Source organism: Aureispira sp. CCB-E, from assembly GCF_031326345.1.
Taxonomy (GTDB): Bacteria; Bacteroidota; Bacteroidia; order Chitinophagales; family Saprospiraceae; genus Aureispira.
The window spans coordinates 976,761-995,951 of sequence record NZ_CP133671.1; the positions used below are offsets into that span (position 1 = coordinate 976,761).

The following is a 19,191-nucleotide window of genomic DNA, read 5'->3' on the forward strand; positions in this document are numbered from 1 at the left end:
TTCTTTATTTGCAATAGAAAGTATTGAGAAGACCTAAACAGCTTGTTCTTCACTAACTCTCAATTGGAAACCATTACCATGAATATTGATGATCTCAATCTTATCATCTTGTTTTAAATACTTGCGAAGTTTGGTAACAAATACATCCATACTACGTGCTGTAAAGTAATTGTCTTCTCCCCAAATTTCTTTCAAGGCAATACTTCTTGGTAAAATATCGTTCATATAAAGACAAAACATACGCAATAACTCTGATTCTTTTGGTGAAAGCTTGTCTTTAGTCTCATTATTATCATAAGTAAGAATACGTAATGGATAATTAAAATGATATTTACCAATGTTAAATTCTTTGGCTTCTTGTTTTTTTCGTTCGGGTTTTTGGCTTCTTTTAAGAATTGCTTGAATACGATACAACAATTCTTCGGGGGCAAATGGTTTGGGTATATAATCATCAGCTCCAGCTTGGAAGCCTTTGATAATATCGTCCTTCATTGTTTTAGCAGTTAAGAAAATAATCGGCACTGCTTGATCGATTTCACGTACATCTTTGGCTAGAGTAATACCATCTTTTTTCGGCATCATCACATCAAAAATACATAAATCAAAGGTGTCTTTTTGGAATCGGTTTAAACCTGCTTCTCCATCCATTTCTAGAATAACATCATAGTCGTTCATTTCTAAATAAGAACAAAGCACATCTCCAAAATTCTTGTCATCTTCTACTAATAGAATTTTACCTTTTGTGTCCATAATACATTTATGTTTTTATTGCGAGTAGTAATGTTTCTTAAATTATAATATATGGGATTCTAAGTACTCTACAAAAAGAGTGCGAGTTCTGTGTTTTGACAAAAAAAAATGCATTTCTTAGGATTTTGTTAAGACTATTTTTGAAAAAAAGCCTTAAAAACGCTTTTCACTAGCAAAATATTGTCTTTATTTTGAAAAAAAATAATTGGGTTTCAAAATTCATCTATAGCAATAGGTACAAAAGTTATTAACTTTCATGTATTTTTGGCTGTAATTAATTATCATAAATAAGGTATCTAAGAATGAGAGCAAAGCTAAAAGATTGCAAACAGTATGTTTTTACAACTAGTGTAAGGGTTCGTATTACTGATTTGAATTATGGAGGGCATGTTGGGAATGAAATGATGTTAATTTTTGCTCAACAGGCAAGAGTTGATCTCCTAAAAAGTTGGGGATATGGAGAACTGACCTTAGCTGGCAAGGGAATTATTATGACAGATGCTGTTGTTTTGTACAAGTCAGAGTCGCATGAGGGAGATGAATTAAAAATTGAAATTGGTATTGATGACTTAACTAGTATTGGTTTTGATTTGTACTATAAAATTACGAATGCTCAAACGAACAGAGAGGTTGCTCGCGTTAAAACAGGTATTTTATGTTTTGATTATGGCGAAAAGAAAATTGCAAGTCTTCCTCAAGAAGTTGTAGCTAAAATCAATGCATTATTATGATCAAAAAATTGGAACCGAACCAAAAGGTATTGATGCATCCCGAAGTAGGGAAAGTTATTCTTAAAAAAAATCCTCGTTCCAAACGCGTTACATTAAAAGTAAAAGTCGATGGCTCAATCATCGTAACACTACCTCAATCCTTACCGTACAAAAAGGCAGAACCTATTTTGCATCAAAACATTGCTTGGGTCAAAGTTCAATTGAAAAAAGTCAAGGAAAGCCAAAAAAAGAAGTTATTGTCTTTTGATAGCAGGTTTCAAGTTCGCACAAAAGTACTTCGCATTCTACCTCACGACCAAACAACCATGGTGGCGAAAGGTAGGGAGGATAAAATTGATTTATTAGTGCCTAAAACGTGGAAGATTGCTTCATCAGAAGTTCAAGAACAACTTCAAGAAGCTATGATAGAAATTTTGAGACAAGAAGCGAAATATTACTTGCCCAATAGGACTAGAACCTTGGCAACGCAAAAGGGAATTGCCATCAATACGATCCGAATAAAAAATGTCAAGACGAGATGGGGGAGTTGTTCTTCTAAAAGTAACATCAATTTGTCTTTGTATCTAATGCTGCTGCCCGACAGCTTGATAGACTACGTTATTTTGCATGAATTGGCGCACATAAAACACCAAAATCACAGCGCGGCATTTTGGAGTCATTTAGAGAATTTATTGCCAGGAGCCAAGCAGTTGGATAAAAAACTCAATGGTTACCGTATCCCATTTTTATAAAGCCAATAATTCGGCACCTTCTTCGCCAATTAAAGAACCAATCGCAATGCCCATACCACCCATTCTTACGGCAACAACAACATTTTTGCTAATAGTTTGAACCAAAGGTTTTTTTGCAGCACCAATTCCCATAATACCACTCCACCAATAGTCTATTTCTACTGGGTGGTGAGGGAGTATGGTGTGTTTGAGAAAGTTGGTTAAATAATCTTGGATGGTTTCCGAAAAACCAAATTCAGCGGTTGTCTCTCCTGTTAAGTCTAAGTGTCTTGCGCCACCCAATAAAATTCTATTGTCAATATTTCTAAAATAGACATACCCTTTGTGGTAGTGAAAACATCCTTTAATCGAAAGTTGAGGAATGGGTTTGGTTATCAAGACTTGATTGCGAGCGGGGAATACTTCTAGTTGAGGGAATAATTTGTTGGCAAAACCGTTGGTGGCAACTAAAACCTTTTTTGCAATAATAGACCAAGAGTTTTGGGTGATTACTTCAACTTGATTGCCATTGTCTTGTATAGCCTGAACGGTTACGCCATTTAGAATCGTAATGTTTTGTTGTTGTGCCAATTTTAGTAAATTATGCATCATTTTCCCTGTGTGTATTTGTCCTTCGGCTTTATTCCAGATAAGTTGTTGAACACCCCCAAATTGAAAGGTATCAATAGCTTGATTAGCAATACTAAATGTATTGTCTAGACCTACAATGTCTCTTAGTTTTTGATTGAGTGCAGCTATATTGGAACAACATTGTTGGAAGAGTTCTTGATCAGATGCTTTGAAAATCTCATAATTCCCATGCTGAAAATAGTGCATATTTTGAACACCAATTCGCTGTTGTAGCCGTTGCAAACCTAACCATCGTTTTTCTAAGATTCCAAAGACAGTGTCTTCGTCTTGGTCTTCCAAATCATCTAAGAGTTCAGACACAGAGCCAAAACAAGAAAATCCCGCATTTTTGGTGCTAGCACCAGAAGGAAATGTTCCTTTTTCTACGACAACAATATTGAGGTTAGAAGCTTTTTCTTTTAGGTGCAAAGCGGCACTTAAACCAACAATACCACTGCCAACAATGACCACATCTACATTTTTTAGAAAGGTCTCTCTTTCCCAGTAACTTAAGTTTGTCATTTTGTTGTTTTTTATTCTTTAGGTTACCCTTGATAAGCCTCGTCTTGTGCAATATTACTTAGTACCCAAGAAAAATCACCTTGATTGGTCTTGGTGCCACAATAGCCGCAAACAGAAGTGTCGCTCATTTTATCAGCAGGAGCGCCACAGTTGGGGCATTGGGCAGTATCAAATTCACTCTCTGGTTTTTCGACCCCTATTTTTCGAATAAATGTCCAGTATTCGGTAAATCTTCGGGGCGTTCGTTTGTTTCCTCCAATTAAACGACCATTTTTATCTTCTGTATAATCAATGGCTGCCGCAAAAATACGAACGGTAATAGATTCGTAATTATTATCTATGGTGATTCGGGCAGGTTCGATATGTTCTAAGGTGATATTTTCTAAACGATTGAAGTAATTTTTTTCTTGATAGAGATGAATCCAAAAAGCATTTGCCTCGTAAAGACGATCGCTTAACAAATGGCGCACCGATTTCCAGTTGTCACGCTCTGACCAAGCTTGATACATAGTTTGGAAAGTGGCTTCTACCACATTCTCCATAAATGATTCCCAGTAAGCAGCAGGGTTTTGTAGATGATGTAAAGCGATAAAACGAGCCCCCTTTTCTTTTAAATATGGATCGATAATAGTGGGGGCATTATTACCAACTTCGGGAGCATAGGTACCTAAGGTCTCTGCTCTATAATGTTGATGCTCTTGGACAACAATTTTATCTAACATCCAATTCATTTCCCCAGCTTCTATCAAGGTATTACAATTACCACAAACACCTGCATCGTTGAAGTCGTTAGGAGCGCCACAATTAGGACAAGCCAAATCTCGTAAACCTTCTGGGCTAGTAGATACTGTCTCTATATTTCGGACTAGAACCCAACGTTCCTTTAAAATATGTCGGTAGTTCTTTTCATTATAAAGAGTAGAATAATTAGACTGAAAATCTACCACAATTTTGATTTGCTCGCTTGTTGTGATAATATCTGAGATTTGAATATTGGCAACAACAACTTCTGTTCGAGGACTTGTCTTCGCCATGTCCGAACGCATGAATAATTTGATATTCTCAGAGAGAAAAGGCTGTACGCTACGACTATTTTTGGTATTAATGCTGCTGTAGAATTTATGATAAAGCGAATGAGCAAAATCTAAAAATAGAATCTCAGAAAAGGCAGGATCTTTGCGAATTAAAGCATCAATTTTTTGTTGTTTGGCTTGGTTTGCCATTTGATTCTGTTGGAAACGATAAGCATCCATTCCAGAGCTTTGTATATAGTTGTCTACTTGTTTGTCTCCTCCTTGATGGTTGAGGTGATACCAAATAACGGCAATAATAATACTAATAATCAATGCTATTTGTAAAAAAGGAGGCAATAGAAAGAAAAGACGAAATAGCATTTCAAATACGATGATGCCTCCACCATTACCTCCATTTCCACCACTAGAGCCACCACTGTAAGAATGTCCGCCACCTGGTCGAGCATAGGCTACCTCTGGAAATAAAAATAAAATACCAATGCAAAACAATAGTGTTAATGCAATCAAGTATTTAAAAGAAAAAAATTTAGCAAAGCGCATGAAATCTTGGTTTAAAGTTCTACGTGTAGGTGGTTAGGAAGTTCATTAATGTCATTAGGCTGTACTGGCAGGTGTTCTTCAAAGATTGGGATACTAGCTCTAATTTTTGCCAAAAGTGCTTGTGGAGGCTCGGGAGCATTGAAAACTTCATTAAATTGGAATTGGAGCTTATCCAATTCATCAATTGTTAGTTCAATATCAACACCAATATCCCACAGCAATACTGCTTGACGTTCGAATGTAGAAATGAATAGAAGGACACCCGTGTGTTGCGATGTTCTATGAATGTGTGCTTTTTGAAAGATGGCTCTAGCCATAATTTCGGCTTGACGACGCATCCGTTTTTTATGAATTAAAGCATGTTTGAGCTTTGGGAACCATTTGATAATCCCAATGCCTAGAGAAAAGAATAGAAGTGTTCCAAACAAGATGGCATAAATGTGGATGATCGTAGGGATCATAAATTTGACAACCAAAGCCAAGAACGCTAAAAAAATGCCGCCCCAAAGCTCAATATCTCTATAATTGTCGCATTCTGGATAAATGACCGTGACCAATTCAACACTACTTTTGGACTCTAGGGCTTGAATGGCAGCATCTAGTTCTTCTTGATATTCGGGAGTAAAAAAAGTATTCATACGAAGTGAATATATGTGTAAAAATTATAGATTGATTGGCTAGCCCAATAGTTCGTTGAAACCACGCAGTAGCAGCGAACCAAGCTATGCGAGCTCACGACCGTAGGTAGTAACAAAGCGAACTAATAAACGACCACGAAGTAGCAGCGTAGCTAACTACTACTAGCCCAGAGCCTGCTTTAAATCAGTAACTAAGTCATCAATATCTTCTATTCCAATACTCAATCGAATTAAGGAATCTGTTAAGCCCACTTTTAACCGTTCTTCACGAGGAATAGAGGCATGGGTCATAGACGCAGGGTGCCCAATTAGAGACTCGACACCTCCCAAGGATTCTGCACAGGTGAAGTAATGCGTGCTTCCTAAGACTCTAGCAGCAGCCTCAAATGTGTCCTCTTTTAAAGAGAACGAAACCATACCACCAAAATCACGCATTTGACGTTTGGCGATGGCATGTCCTTTGTGAGATTCAAATCCAGGATAGTATACTTGATCTACTTTAGGATGTTCTTTTAGAAAGTTAGCAATAGTACGAGCGTTATCACAAGCCCGTTGCACACGCAAATGCAACGTTTTGATTCCTCTCAACAATAAAAAGCAATCCTGAGGTCCTGGAACGGCACCTGCTGCATTTTGTAAGAAGAATAATTCTTGAGCGAAGGTTTCATCTTTACAAACCAAAGCACCATGAACGACATCAGAATGACCACCAAGGTATTTGGTAGCCGAATGCATGACGACATCTGCTCCCAAGTCTATTGGTGTTTGCAAATAAGGAGAGGCAAATGTATTGTCTACACAAGTACGAATGCCATGTTGTTGAGCAATCGCACAAACAGCTTCAATATCAATGATGTTTAGCATTGGATTGGTTGGGGTTTCGATCCAAATCAACTTGGTCTGCTCGTTGATATAGGACTCTATATCATTGGGCTGATCCATGCTAATAAAATGAGTTTTGATGTTAAAACGTCCGAAAATCTTGGTAAATAAGCGATAGGTGCCACCATACAAGTCATTGGTAGCAATAATTTCGTCACCAGGGTTTAAGGTTTGTAGCATGGCATTGATTGCCGCTAAGCCACTACCAAAACAAATTGCTTTTGCCCCATTTTCTAGAGCAGCTAGATTAGCTTCTAAGGCAGATCTTGTGGGGTTTTTGGTGCGAGCATATTCAAACCCTTTGTGTTTGCCTGGTGATTCTTGGGCGTAGGTAGAGGTTTGATAGATTGGCGTCATAATTGCCCCCGTTGCTGGATCTGGTTTGATTCCTGCATGGATAACTTTTGTTCCAAATTTCATATTTGATATTGATGTTTTTATATTTTTTAGCACTTAAGTACTCTGTACACCAATTAATGAGTGTCATTTGGTATACAGAGTATAGGTAAATAGACTGCATTAGTCGCCAAGTGCAAAAATTTAATCGGCTAATCCTCTGCAACTTCTTTGTACAAATGAGCGATAAACCCATTGCGCATCCTAGGCTCAATCCAAGTTGATTTAGGAGGAAGAGTATCTTGTTCGTTTGAAATACGAATCAAATCTTCTAAAGCAACGGGATATAAATTAAAGCCAATTTTAGCTTTACCTTCTCGCACCCTGCGTTCTAAGCTAAACGCACCTTTGGGACCTTCTACATACTTGATATCGGGCTCTGTTCGAACGTCTTCAATTCCTAAAATGCCTTCTAGAACATATTTGTTCAAAAAATAAACATCTAATGTTTCTTTTGTTGGGGTACTAGGTTGGGGCCAATATGATTTTTTGAGACGCAGTTTATACCACTGCTTGTCTAGGTACATGCCCATTTCATACCTTGCAATTGGAGTGTAGTTCTTTTCGGTGGGTTGAATGCTATAGTAGGTTTCTAATTGAGCAAGAAAATTTTTTTGAGAAATATTACCTAAGTCAGCAATCACTCGATTGTAGTTGTGAATCTCTATTTCGGAAGCAGGAAAATAAGCGACCAACATAAAGTTAAATTGCGTTTTATTGGTCGTCAACTCGTTGGACTCTAGGTATCTTTTGTATAATAACTCTGAAGTCTTGGCTCGATGGTGTCCATCACAAATATAAGATTCGTGAACATGTTGATCGAAGGCAGAGGTTAGGGCTTCAATTCGGAGTGGATCTTCTATTTGCCAAAAAATATGCTCCTCATCTTGGAATGGAATGTGAAAAGAAGGAGGAGAGGAGGTGGTAATTCGGTTAATGAGGGCATCAATCTCTAAAACATTAGGGTATGTTAGTAAAATTGGTTTGATCAATGCTTGACGTTCTTCAAAAAGACGCATCATTTTAGCCTCCTTGGCCGCTAAGGTGTTCTCGTGTTTCTTGATTTCGCCATTGATATAATCCAAAACATTTGTACAAGCTAGCAATCCAGTATGACTGCGATGTGGCCGTTTAATACGGTAGATATAGAATGATTTTTTAGAGTTTTGAGTATAAATACCATCGCTTAAATAGAGTGGGAATTTGCGCTTGGCCGAACCAAAAAAATCATCAAAGGAAATAATATCACTCAGATCTGGTAGTGCTGCTCGGAATGGTGAAATTTTCGCCATTGGTTTGTTATTATTTTAAGTAGTCTTATAAATATGCTTTCTGTTTAATCTTTTACGAATCCACTAAAAAAAACGAATTGTTGGGTAAATTGTAAGTATTCAACGTTTCTTGATATAGTGAAGAGATATTCTTACGTCATGAATTGTTCAAATAACCATATGGTTGTAGATTCGAACAAATTTTATAAATAATTGTTAAACTGTAACATCCTTAATTCTGTGCTTTAAAAAAGATTATTACTGTTGTTGGTTGATAATTAATTAAATGTGATTATTTTTTTTTGTATTTTATTCCAAAATCAATAAGCAATTATTTCAAATTATCCACGAATTGATGTATCTATGCCCTATAAAATTTTACTCTATCACACTGACTTGACTCCAAGATAGAGAAATCCCCACAAAATTATTTACAAGTTGTCTATGGTTTTTATGATCCTTTGTGATAAAATCATGTCGAATCACTCTTAATAAAGGAGATTAGATGCAATGATTTTACAGCCAAAGAAAAGACATACACAAAGTACATATTTCATTGCCATAAAAACAACTTATACATTCACATCCCTATTGTCAATTATAACTGTCTTTCTAATTTCAAGTTGAATGCATTTTGAACTCTTGTGAAATTTTATAGAAGTTAATCCTTTATGGCTTTTTTAGTTTTATAAAAAAATAAAAATAGTCTTGCAAAAGCCTTCACACAAGATAAAGAACTTCACTAGAAAAAAGAGTTCTTAGTGTCAATTTCGATAGAATATTCTTTGGCGCACTATTTGTTTTTAACCAGTTATGACTACTAAATAATGCATAGTAGGTTTATTAGTTTTTAGTACTCTGTGATCACAACCTTTGTTTTTTGTGTTGCTCGCACAAGCTTATTAGGTAAGCTTAGTTTCTAAAAATAAAAACTAATAAATAATAGTCCCAAATTTATTGTTATTAAAATGGCTTATGTCAAAACTTATTTTCATATTATTATTTGCAATTTCACTTAAAGCAGAAGCTTTGCCAACGTATCCTGTTAACAAGATACAGCAAGGCGAATTATTAAATAAAGCAAAAGCCTCTTCTTTGGATGACTTTTTTGAAAGTTGGATGGATCGTAATGTAAAAAAAGCAATGGAAGGCTCTTGGATTGTTTTGTACAAGAACGAGGAATTTTTGTATTGGGGGTGGACAACTTTTGAAAGTATGGTCAGCGCAAATCCAACCGTCAAGGAGTTTTTTAAAACACCAATGGCTGATATTCAAGCGAAGTTTCCCAATTATGAGTCCGTACACGGAAATAGTATTCGAGAAAAGTTAGAAATTGTTATTGCCAAATCCATCCCTCAAAAAGCTACCGTAACGGTTATACTAGGTTTCAAGGTACAATTAATAGACGAAACCTTAGTCATTCAAACTCCCTGTACAATAAAAATCCCAGGCGAAGATAGTGAAAAAGCCAATTACAATGTCATTCTCAATCGAGACACTTTGGATTTGATAAAGCTGGAACCGTTGTAGGTATTTGCCTTTCTTAATTTTGCTTTCTTACTTGCACGTATCCTGTAGTTTTTGTAATTTGATTCAATTATTGACAATCAATTAGCCTCAATTTTATTGATTCATCTTATGACCTTATGTTTTCACTATTTAAAAATGATGCGCCACCTTATTCTGTTCGACGAATTCAAAAAGGAGAATTGTTGGACAAGGCAACGTTAGCAAGTGTTGATACGTTTTTTAGCAGTTGGCTAAACAAGCGACCTAGAAAAGCAGCTGTAGGTTGTTGGTTTATTTTGCACCAAGATGATGGCTTTGTTTATTGGGGAAAGCCTGTTTTTAAAGGCCTGTTCAGCGATGATAGAACGGTAGATGAGTTCTTTAAAACTTCAAGGATGGCATTAAGTCAGCAATTTCCATTCTACCAAAAACAATATCATTATTTTTTGTGGGAGCGATTGTATGCCATTATAAAAAATGAAGTAGATGGGATTTCTGCATTGCGGAAAGACAAGGCTTTGAGCGGTTTTATAGAAGAGCAACAGTTTCATATAAAGGTTTCTTGTTGCTTAATTTATCCTAAACAAGATGGAGCAACAACAGAGGTAAAAGCACAATACAAGATCGTTTTAAATCATACGACATTAGATTTGCTCTCCATAGAAAGGTTGGTTTAAAACAACAAGGTAAATGATATAGGTGATTTTTTAGCAGGACGTTGTCAAATAGTTTGTTGTTAATTGCAAAATAGGCTCAGCATTGGTCCAATGCAAGGTGTTTGCATTCACTTTTTATTAAAAACTACAAAATCAGCAGACTCCTATTCTATATTTACTCTATTTAGGGAAATTTATTAGATTGATTATTAGTGGTATATGTTTTTGTTTGCTTTGAATTGAAAAAGCTAATAATCAACAGCGAAGTACTCATGCAATAAACTAAAAAATCAACAGAGTATTAATTCTAAAAACCGCAAAAAAAATAGCTATTTTTAGGCTCAAATAGAGAACCGTGTTGTTAATTTACGTTATAAGTATGGTGCTCACTGGATAGAGAGTAAGTTTGATTGTTTAGTGCATATTTTACTGATAATCAATTCTATGTTGCTCTAAAGAGAATGAGCGACGAAAGGACAATTAAAAAATACACATTATGTTTCGACTTTTTGGGAATTGGAATACCTACTTGACAAAGGAAATTAGAGAAGGAAAGCATTTGGATAAGGCTCAAAAAACAGATTGTGGTGCGTTTTTCGATAAAAGCACTTTTAAACGATTGAGCGAATGGACAATTCTATGGGTTGATGAAACTTTTGTTTATTGGGCAAAAGCGGATCAGGAGAAATTAGACAAGTATTGTTTTTTTAAAACAAGCAAAAAGGCGATTGAGCAAAATTTTGCTGCTTTGGACGTTAACAAAAAAAAATCCCTTTTAGCGATACTAATATCATATATCAGTGCATTTTTGGATGAAATAGATGGTTGTATTTATACCATCGAAGGAACGGCTTATGATTCTGTACAAATAGCAGAAGATACGAATTTTAAAATTCGACTCAATGTGGATTTAAGAGTAAGAACAACGAGTTTAGAACCTGTCGTTCGAGCCGAAAAAGGATTGTTTGAACTTTTGCTGCACCCTCATAATTTTGATTTGATAAAAATTGAGCGCTTGGACTAAGTAATTTTCCAACGAAATATGTACCTTCATCGTCAATTAATGAAAATGTATTTAGAGAGAAATTTTGTATCCACTTAACACAAAATATGCTTTCTCATTGGTTCAAAAAATAACGATATGCGACCCATTCAAATGGTAGATTTGAAAGCACAATACCAAGGTATTAAAAATGCTGTTGACACAGCTATTTTGAATTGTATAGAATCTGGTGCTTTTATCAATGGTCCACAAGTCAAATCTTTCAAAGCACATCTAGAAAAATACCTTGCAGTCAATACGGTCATACCTTGTGCAAATGGTACTGATGCGTTGCAGATAGCGTTGATGGGCTTGGGACTCAAGCCAGGAGATGAGGTAATTGTTCCTACTTTTACTTACGTAGCTACGGCAGAAGTGATTGGTTTGTTGCAACTAACACCTGTAATGGTTGATGTAGATCCCAATACGTTTAATGTTACAGCAGACTTGATAGAACCATTGATAACAGAAAGAACCAAAGCCATTGTACCTGTTCATTTGTTTGGGCAAAGTGCTGATATGGAGCCTATTTTAGCATTAGCAAAAAAATACCAGCTTTATGTTGTAGAGGATAATGCACAGGCGATCGGGGCAGATTATACCTTTTCGGATGGTCGTGTTCAAAAAACAGGTACCTTAGGAGATATTGGTTGCACGTCTTTTTATCCTTCCAAAAATTTAGGTGCTTATGGTGATGGGGGCGCAATTTTTACTCAAAATGAAGCTTTAGGAAAGCATTTACAAATGATTGCTAGCCATGGACAAAACAAACGTTATTATCATCAATGTATTGGTGTTAATTCTCGTTTGGATTCTATTCAAGCAGCCGTGCTGGATATTAAATTAGCTCAATTGGATGCCTATGCGACCGCTAGACAAGCTGTTGCGGCTGCTTACGATAAGGCATTTGGGGCAATAGAAGGTGTTCAAATACCTGTGCGTCAACATAACTCTTCTCATGTATTTCATCAATACACGTTAAAAGTTCCAACAGATAAACGAGCTGCTTTGCAAGCGCATTTAAAAGAGAATGGTATTCCATCTATGATATACTATCCAGTTCCTTTGAATGAACAGGAGGCTTTTAAACATATTGTATCGGCTTCAGAAAATAGCTTTCCTGTGACAGAACAGCTTTGCAAGGAAGTTTTATCATTACCGATCCATACAGAAATGGACGATGAGCAATTGGCATTTATTACCAATATTTTTTGCGCATTTTTTGAATAACAATAGTTAGCAACGCTCAAAAATATCAAAAAAGTTTACTTCTTGAGTGTTGCGTAGTTGATAATCAAAAAGTTGTGTGTTTGTTGTTTTTGTGTTAATATTTGATTATTAGGTTGATATAAATGTTTTTTTTTGCTCTTTTATGAAAAGGTAAAAAAACAACGAACTACTAGAGTAAAAAATAGGGGAGTATTAAATGTGTAACGACTTATTCTTGAGAGAATATCTAAGAATAAATCTTTTGTTATGAAATGCGTAGTTCCTATTTTATTTATTTTGACAAGTTTATTATTGTTTGCTTGCCGTGAACAACCAATGGTAGATTGCACTCCTACCGTGCCTCTAAATACTTCTAGAGGAGCCTGCAACCAAAACTTAACTCCTTCGTCTGCTTACTCTGAATCTATTAATGGTCATACAAGAGTTATTACGGCTAATAATATACCAGAACATAAAGTTGGTTTATTTGGCGGAGGTCAAGGTTCTTTAAATCCGAATGCTATTAGCCCGCAAAATGCAGTTTATCGAATTACAACAACTCCTACTAAAGCGGCTTCGAAAACAGAGCTACTAAGTAGTGTAGGACCTGTTGGTGCTTTTGGCATTTTAATGAATGGAGTGGAATTGGATCCTATTGCTGCAGAACCTTGGCCCCATCAAGGAATGATGGCAGCAAATGTGAATTGGACGTGGAATTTGGAAGCTACGAATGTACAATTGGGGTTAGATTGTAACAATGCTCACGTGCAGCCAACAGGCAAGTATCATTATCATGCTTCGCCAACTCTATATCTTCAATCATTGAACATCAATACCACAACAATGACTCAAATAGGGTGGGCGGCAGATGGTTTTCCTATTTATTATAAGTATGGTTATTCAGATCCGCTAGATAACACTTCTGCTGTTGTTGCCTTGACTGCTAGCTACCAACTTAAAACAGGAGAACGACCAGGGAATGGTTCAGATGGACCTTGTGGGGCGTACAATGGCATTTATTCTAATGATTATGAATATATTCCTAGCCTAGGAATGCTCGATGAGTGTAATGGTCGAACAGGGGTAACACCAGAATTTCCTGGAGGAACATATTACTATGTTATAACAGACGAATTTCCTTCTGTTCCTAGGTGTTTGATGGGAATACCCTCTAATGACTTTAAACTGCGATAAACATTTCTTAATAACAACCTCCTACTTGAGATGAAGTATTTATTGTTTTGGGTTAGCTTCTGTTTGGTGCAGAACTATTGTATAGCTCATGCTCCGAATGAAGCTTTCTTTGAAATTTTTGAATCGGATGACCAACTTTTGCTAAAAGCTGAGTTTCCATGGACAATTAGAGAAGTTTTATTGACAGCTAAACCAGAGCTAAAAATAGCACAAACAACCACACAAATGGAAGCAGGATTATTAGCCTACATCCAAGAACGTTTGTCTATTAAAAATGAAAAAAATCAAATTGTCAAAATGCAAACCATTCAAGTGGCTCCTGTTGTAAATGGCCATGGTCATGGCAGTGTTTATATACTAAGATTGGGAAAGAATGAAGGAGTTCGTTCTGTTAACAATACCTGTATGTTTGAAGCATATACTAATCAAGTGAATTATCACAGTATTAAGCTAAGGAATATGGATACATTAAAGTTTGTAACACATTCTCAACAATCTATATATACCATCCCTAAGCCGAAGGCTGCTAATCGTAATTTTTTGATGATTTCGATAGGAACAGTTGGTGCTTTATTACTACTAATACTGACAAGAAGAAGCAAAGTCATCCGTATTTAATGGTTATTTTAACTTTGGGTTATTGGCATGACGATCTTTGTCTCTAATGGTTCGTTTGTCCATTATTTTCTGCAACGAAGCACCTAAATCCACTTCTGCTTGATTTGCCAGACAAAGCAAGACGAATAAAACATCTCCCATTTCTTCGGCTAGATCATCTTTGGCAGAGGCTTCTTGTTCTTTTGTTTTAAAAGATTGTTCGCCATAAATTCGAGCCATTAGGCGAGCTACTTCGCCAACTTCTTCCATCAGAATGGCTGTATTAGTTAGTTCTCCGTAGTAACGAACGCCAATGGTCTTGACCCAGTGGTCTACTTTTGCTTGTGCTTCTTGTAATGTCATTGTAATAATTTAGCTTTGTTTTTTTTTGAAAAAGAGGTTGGATCTATATTGGAAATGGAAGTATTCTTTTGGTTTGATTTCTTGGGGTAAATGTGATAAAAATCAAGAATATGTGTCAATAATGCAGATAAAATCCCCAATGCAATCGCTCTATATCGAGCAATAGTACCGATATTAGAGACCAATAAACCGACTAAGAGAAGGTTAGTGATCGCATAAGCAACAATGAAGTGTATTAGGGGGTTAGGGGACTTTATAGACTGTTTTCTTAGTGCCAAGGAAACGGCAAACAATACTAGGAAAGATAGAATTTCTAAACTAGCTATTAGCTGTAAAAAATCTTTGCATTCCCATAAAAATGGTCTTCCTAGCACATTGACAAATGCAATGGGAATGGTACTGAAAATACTGCCAAGTGTTGGACTTAGTGGAGCAACATCTTTTATAGACGAACCTCCAACTTCAGCTAAAAAGGCGGTTTGTTGATTGGCTAGAATTTCTAATAGTTCAATGCCAAAGATAAACTTAGCAAGACCAAGAGTTCCTCCAATAAAGATGCTATAAACAATTAGGTAAGTACGCCAAATTCGCTTAGGAGCATATAATGTACAGATATAGGCTATTGTAGCAGGAAGTAATAGAACTAGCAAATAATGACGGATCATGCCTATAATAAAAATAGATACACAAAGTTTTGCAATAGCTTTGGATAATCGTGTTTTTTGTTGAAACTCTAAGAGACTTAATAGAAATAAACTTAGACCAAAATAAATATAGACATCTTTGTGTAAACCAGCTGTCCAAAAAGTCAGAGATGGCAAGAAAAAACAGCAAACAATTAAGGTAAACTTGGGTAATTCTAAAATTTGTCGGAATATATTGTAAAAATTCAAACTGGCAAACAAGCCAATGGTAGCAATGAAAAAAATGTGCAAATGGTAATGACCTAACGTAAATGGATATAGTAGAGCATGGAAATGTACCAACATATAGGTTCCCAAATCTTTCCAAAAAATGGTAGCATCAGGGTAAGTGAAAACAATGGCATTGGGCACAGATACGTCCCAACCTAATATAGATCCAATATAATAATTGGGATGCGACAAAAATGTCCGCCCTAATAATGTACTTTCGCTCAGATAAATAAATGTGTCTCCTCCCTTAAAATAGGTATAGTGGATGATACCATAGAGCAACCCTACTATTATTTTTGAAAGAAAAATAAAGCATACAAAATTGCGTGATAGGCCAGGTGTGTTGAGGGTCTTTGTAGATTTTATCCACCAACTGAAAGCCACGATATAAATAACAAGCAACAAATAACTCATATTTACCATTGGGGTTAATAGACTAATATCAACTGCGATTTATTGGATAAGTGAATTGGTATTAAACAGGGACAATTGATTAAATGTTTATGGTGAAAAACAGACATAACTTATTTTTGTGAACTCTATTTTTAAATTAATACTTATTTTTAAGAAATAATAAAAATAAGTATAAGTTTATACTATAGTGTTCAATGCTCCTTTGGTTAAATCGCAAGATATTAAAAAAAAGTGGTAAAATTTGTGTAAAGTTTTAACGTATAGGCTTATTATATAGTGAAAAAAATGGAATAATTAAGGCTGCAAAATACGAAGTTATCAACTCAAAACAAATTAATATCTCAAAAAGATTGTTGAGATAGGTTGATTTTAAAAGAACAAGCATGAATAGTATAACGATGAAAATGGGCTTTCTTATATTTACTTTTGTGGATTTTTCCCTTTTAGTAAAGGTACAAATTTAAAGTTGCTCAAAGTTTCTTCTTGATAATCAAACTTACCTAGACGAGTTATTTTTAGCATTTTTTGATGTGCTTGATTACCAACAGGAATGACTAGAATACCACCAATCTTTAGCTGTTTTTTTAAGGCAGGTGGTACTTCTGTAGCTCCCGCTGTTACTAGTATTTTGTCAAAAGGTGCAAATTCGCCTAGACCTTTGTAGCCATCTCTAAAGTAACTTCTAATGCCTAGTAAGCCAAGTGTCTCAAACATTTTCTTAGCTTTGGAATATAATAACTCGTGTCGTTCGATGGTATATAAACGAGCACCTAATAGGGCTAAAACAGCAGATTGATATCCCGAACCTGTACCAATTTCAAGAATTTTTTCTCGCTTTTTGACTTGTAGCAATTCTGTCTGATAAGCAACGGTATAAGGTTGAGAAATCGTTTGATGCTCGTCGATAGGGAATGCTTTATCTTCGTAGGCGTGTTCTTCGAATGCTTTATCCAAAAAGAAATGTCTAGGAATGGCTTGAATGGCGCTCAAGACGTTTTCATCTCGAATACCTTTTTGATAAAGCTTTTCAGCCAAACGTTTGCGCATGCCCTTATGTCTATTGCTGTCTTCCATTTGTTGAATTTAAGTCGCTAAAATACAAAATAACACAAATTTCATAGACGCTTAACTAACAAATGACTAGAATAGATACTATTTTTTTCCTAATTTGCTGAAAAATTTGAAAGAATAAACCCTAAATACACTTTATAAAGGTTGTTTTGCTTTGACTTAACAAAAGGTACGTGTACAATAGACTAACTATTTTAAGTTGCTTTAACTTTTGAGGTCTCCTAATTTTGAGGCAAGCAAACCCATCAAATAGTGTGTACTCAATAAATAAAAATAAGTAAGAGGTCAGAAAAAATAAGAACAAAGAATGGGATTATTTTTTTGCTAATTAAAGAAGAAAAAGGAAGGCTTAGCGAGCTAAGACAAGTTTTTCTGATGAAGAGTAGTGCAAAAAAAGGCTGTTTTAGCTACGCTGCTACTGCGTGGTACTTGTTATTTTTTTGAACGATTACTTACTATTATATTAATAATAAAAAGAAAAGTAGCACAAAGGTGCTCAAAATGGATTAAGAAGCTATGACAAAAATTAAATTTGGAACAGACGGATGGAGAGCTATTATAGCAAAGGAATATACCGTTGAGAATGTAAAGCGGATTGCTACAGGAACAGCTTTGTGGATTAAGCAAAACGGAGGAAATAGTTTGGTATTAGGGTATGATTGTCGTTTTGGAGGATTGATGTTTGCTCAAACAACGGCTCAAGTTATGGCACATCATGGAATTAAGACTTATTTTGATAAAAATATTTCAACAACTCCTATGGTTTCTTTAGGTGTCGTCAAGAAGCAAGCAAAAATGGGGGTTGTTATCACGGCGAGTCATAATCCTCCAACTTATAATGGTTTTAAATTGAAATCAGAATTAGGAGGACCTTCTATACCTAAAGATATAGATGCCGTAGAAGCATTGATTCCTGCCGAAAATAGTACGGACGAATTGCCATCTATTGAACAAATGGAAAAGGATGGATTGTTAGAATATATCAATTTAGAGGATTTGTACATGGCAGAAGTTGAGTCTAAATTTGATTTAAAAACGATTCGTGAATCTGGTGTTATTTGTGCTTACGATGCTATGTATGGTGCTGGACAAAATATTGTGCGTAGAATCTTGCCGAATGCGGTACCATTGCATTGCGAAATTAATCCAAGTTTTAATGGACAGGCGCCAGAGCCTATTGACAAAAATTTGCAAGAGTTGTCGCAATTAATTAAAGACAATAAAAACATTACTTGTGGATTGGCAAACGATGGCGATGCCGACCGTATTGGAATGTATGATGAAGATGGGACGTTTGTTAATTCTCATCAAATTCTATTGTTGATCGTGCATTACTTGTACAAGTACAAAGGTATGAGAGGCAAAGTAGTGGTTTCTTTTTCGGTAACGGATAAACTAAAAAAGCTATGTGAATTGTATAACTTGGAATATCAAGTGGTTAAAATTGGATTCAAGCACATTGCCGAAATTATGATTACAGAAGATGTTTTGGTTGGTGGAGAAGAGTCGGGCGGTATTGCAGCAGCTGGTCATATTCCAGAACGTGATGGCGCTTGGATTGGCTTATTGGTCTTGGAATTTATGGCTAAAACAGGCAAGTCTATCAAAGAATTGATGGAAGAAGTATATGCTTTGGTAGGACACTTTGCTTTTGATAGAGATGATTTGCACATCGCCAACGACAAAAAATGGGCAATTATTGAGAAATGTAAAAACAACGAGTACACGAGTTTTGGAGATTATACGGTACAACGTGTTGAAACAATTGATGGGTATAAGTTCTACTTGTCAGATGATAAATGGGTGATGATTCGCCCTTCAGGAACGGAACCTGTGTTGAGAGTTTATGCACAGGGACCTACTCATGAGGAAGTAAGAAACATCTTAAGCGCTACACACGCGACCTTAGGATAGAGGCTATAAGAACCATAAAATTTAGGGAAAAAGAGCTGGCTCATTGAGTTGGCTCTTTTGTTGTTTTGGGGTGTAAGATACAGATAATGAACTGCAAAATTATTTAATAAAGATTTATTTGACTTGCAATGTTGAGTCTTTTAACATATATTTGTATTGCCCTGAAAAGTGAATGTTAAAAAAATGAAGGAATACTGATGAAGT

Annotated in this window: 18 protein-coding genes; 9 read left to right on the forward strand and 9 right to left on the reverse strand. The window is 35.7% G+C overall.

The features are described from left to right. Window positions 1-33 precede the first annotated feature (33 nt). Entirely contained in the window at window positions 34-750 is a 717-nt protein-coding gene (locus tag QP953_RS03700) for a response regulator transcription factor (RefSeq protein ID WP_052593421.1), read from the reverse strand. A 302-nt stretch (window positions 751-1,052) separates the two neighbouring features. Here QP953_RS03700 and QP953_RS03705 point away from each other — a divergent pair, with 302 nt between their 5' ends. Both QP953_RS03705 and QP953_RS03710 read left to right on the forward strand, forming a co-directional pair. Then, window positions 1,053-1,481, forward strand: coding sequence for a thioesterase family protein (locus QP953_RS03705; protein ID WP_052593423.1), 429 nt, complete (start codon window positions 1,053-1,055; stop codon window positions 1,479-1,481). Beyond that, complete coding sequence (locus QP953_RS03710; protein ID WP_309554007.1) at window positions 1,478-2,212, forward strand: SprT family zinc-dependent metalloprotease; 735 nt, start codon at window positions 1,478-1,480, stop codon at window positions 2,210-2,212. Before QP953_RS03705 ends, QP953_RS03710 begins: the two co-directional genes overlap by 4 nt. Here the strand turns inward: QP953_RS03710 and QP953_RS03715 are convergent. The 5 genes from QP953_RS03715 to QP953_RS03735 form a co-directional block, all read right to left on the reverse strand. Beyond that, window positions 2,207-3,343, reverse strand: a complete 1,137-nt coding sequence (locus QP953_RS03715) for an FAD-dependent oxidoreductase (protein WP_309554009.1) — start codon at window positions 3,341-3,343, stop codon at window positions 2,207-2,209. The two genes, QP953_RS03710 and QP953_RS03715, sit on opposite strands and share 6 nt — an antisense overlap. Before the next feature lie 23 nt (window positions 3,344-3,366). Further along, window positions 3,367-4,917, reverse strand: coding sequence for a TIM44-like domain-containing protein (locus QP953_RS03720; protein ID WP_309554010.1), 1,551 nt, complete (start codon window positions 4,915-4,917; stop codon window positions 3,367-3,369). Window positions 4,918-4,928: 11 nt separating this feature from the next. Further along, complete coding sequence (locus tag QP953_RS03725; RefSeq protein ID WP_052593431.1) at window positions 4,929-5,555, reverse strand: hypothetical protein; 627 nt, start codon at window positions 5,553-5,555, stop codon at window positions 4,929-4,931. 162 nt (window positions 5,556-5,717) lie between these two features. Next, window positions 5,718-6,857, reverse strand: coding sequence for a cystathionine gamma-synthase (locus QP953_RS03730; RefSeq protein WP_309554011.1), 1,140 nt, complete (start codon window positions 6,855-6,857; stop codon window positions 5,718-5,720). Window positions 6,858-6,985: 128 nt separating this feature from the next. Then, window positions 6,986-8,125 carry a DUF1015 family protein gene (locus QP953_RS03735; RefSeq protein ID WP_052593435.1) on the reverse strand — a complete coding sequence of 380 codons (1,140 nt, stop codon included), beginning with the start codon at window positions 8,123-8,125 and terminating at the stop codon, window positions 6,986-6,988. A gap of 954 nt (window positions 8,126-9,079) precedes the next feature. Between QP953_RS03735 and QP953_RS03740 the strand changes: the two genes are divergently transcribed. From QP953_RS03740 to QP953_RS03765, 6 genes are all read left to right on the forward strand, one after another. Beyond that, window positions 9,080-9,634 carry a hypothetical protein gene (locus tag QP953_RS03740; RefSeq protein ID WP_052593438.1) on the forward strand — a complete coding sequence of 185 codons (555 nt, stop codon included), beginning with the start codon at window positions 9,080-9,082 and terminating at the stop codon, window positions 9,632-9,634. 116 nt (window positions 9,635-9,750) lie between these two features. Then, on the forward strand, window positions 9,751-10,290 hold the full coding sequence (locus tag QP953_RS03745; RefSeq protein ID WP_052593440.1) for a hypothetical protein: 540 nt from the start codon (window positions 9,751-9,753) through the stop codon (window positions 10,288-10,290). 475 nt (window positions 10,291-10,765) lie between these two features. Next, entirely contained in the window at window positions 10,766-11,293 is a 528-nt protein-coding gene (locus tag QP953_RS03750) for a hypothetical protein (RefSeq protein WP_052593442.1), read from the forward strand. A 117-nt stretch (window positions 11,294-11,410) separates the two neighbouring features. Continuing rightward, window positions 11,411-12,541 (forward strand): DegT/DnrJ/EryC1/StrS family aminotransferase, encoded by a 1,131-nt coding sequence (locus tag QP953_RS03755; protein ID WP_309554012.1) that lies wholly within the window; start codon window positions 11,411-11,413, stop codon window positions 12,539-12,541. A gap of 246 nt (window positions 12,542-12,787) precedes the next feature. Then, window positions 12,788-13,714 carry a YHYH protein gene (locus tag QP953_RS03760; protein ID WP_052593446.1) on the forward strand — a complete coding sequence of 309 codons (927 nt, stop codon included), beginning with the start codon at window positions 12,788-12,790 and terminating at the stop codon, window positions 13,712-13,714. Window positions 13,715-13,744: 30 nt separating this feature from the next. Next, the gene (locus QP953_RS03765; RefSeq protein WP_309554013.1) at window positions 13,745-14,332 is read left to right on the forward strand and encodes a hypothetical protein; all 588 of its coding nucleotides are present in this window, start codon (window positions 13,745-13,747) and stop codon (window positions 14,330-14,332) included. A 3-nt stretch (window positions 14,333-14,335) separates the two neighbouring features. Here QP953_RS03765 and QP953_RS03770 read toward each other — a convergent pair whose 3' ends face one another. The 3 genes from QP953_RS03770 to QP953_RS03780 all read right to left on the reverse strand — a co-directional run bounded on the left by QP953_RS03770 (window position 14,336) and on the right by QP953_RS03780 (window position 17,076). Next, entirely contained in the window at window positions 14,336-14,674 is a 339-nt protein-coding gene (locus tag QP953_RS03770; RefSeq protein WP_052593451.1) for a nucleotide pyrophosphohydrolase, read from the reverse strand. Beyond that, entirely contained in the window at window positions 14,671-15,870 is a 1,200-nt protein-coding gene (locus QP953_RS03775) for a hypothetical protein (protein WP_309554015.1), read from the reverse strand. Before QP953_RS03775 ends, QP953_RS03770 begins: the two co-directional genes overlap by 4 nt. 552 nt (window positions 15,871-16,422) lie before the next feature. Continuing rightward, a complete protein-coding gene (locus tag QP953_RS03780) occupies window positions 16,423-17,076 on the reverse strand; it encodes a protein-L-isoaspartate(D-aspartate) O-methyltransferase (protein ID WP_309554016.1) in 654 nt (217 codons plus the stop codon). Window positions 17,077-17,589: 513 nt separating this feature from the next. Between QP953_RS03780 and QP953_RS03785 the strand changes: the two genes are divergently transcribed. Continuing rightward, a complete protein-coding gene (locus QP953_RS03785; protein WP_052593456.1) occupies window positions 17,590-18,987 on the forward strand; it encodes a phosphoglucomutase/phosphomannomutase family protein in 1,398 nt (465 codons plus the stop codon). The last annotated feature ends 204 nt before the right edge of the window (window positions 18,988-19,191 follow it).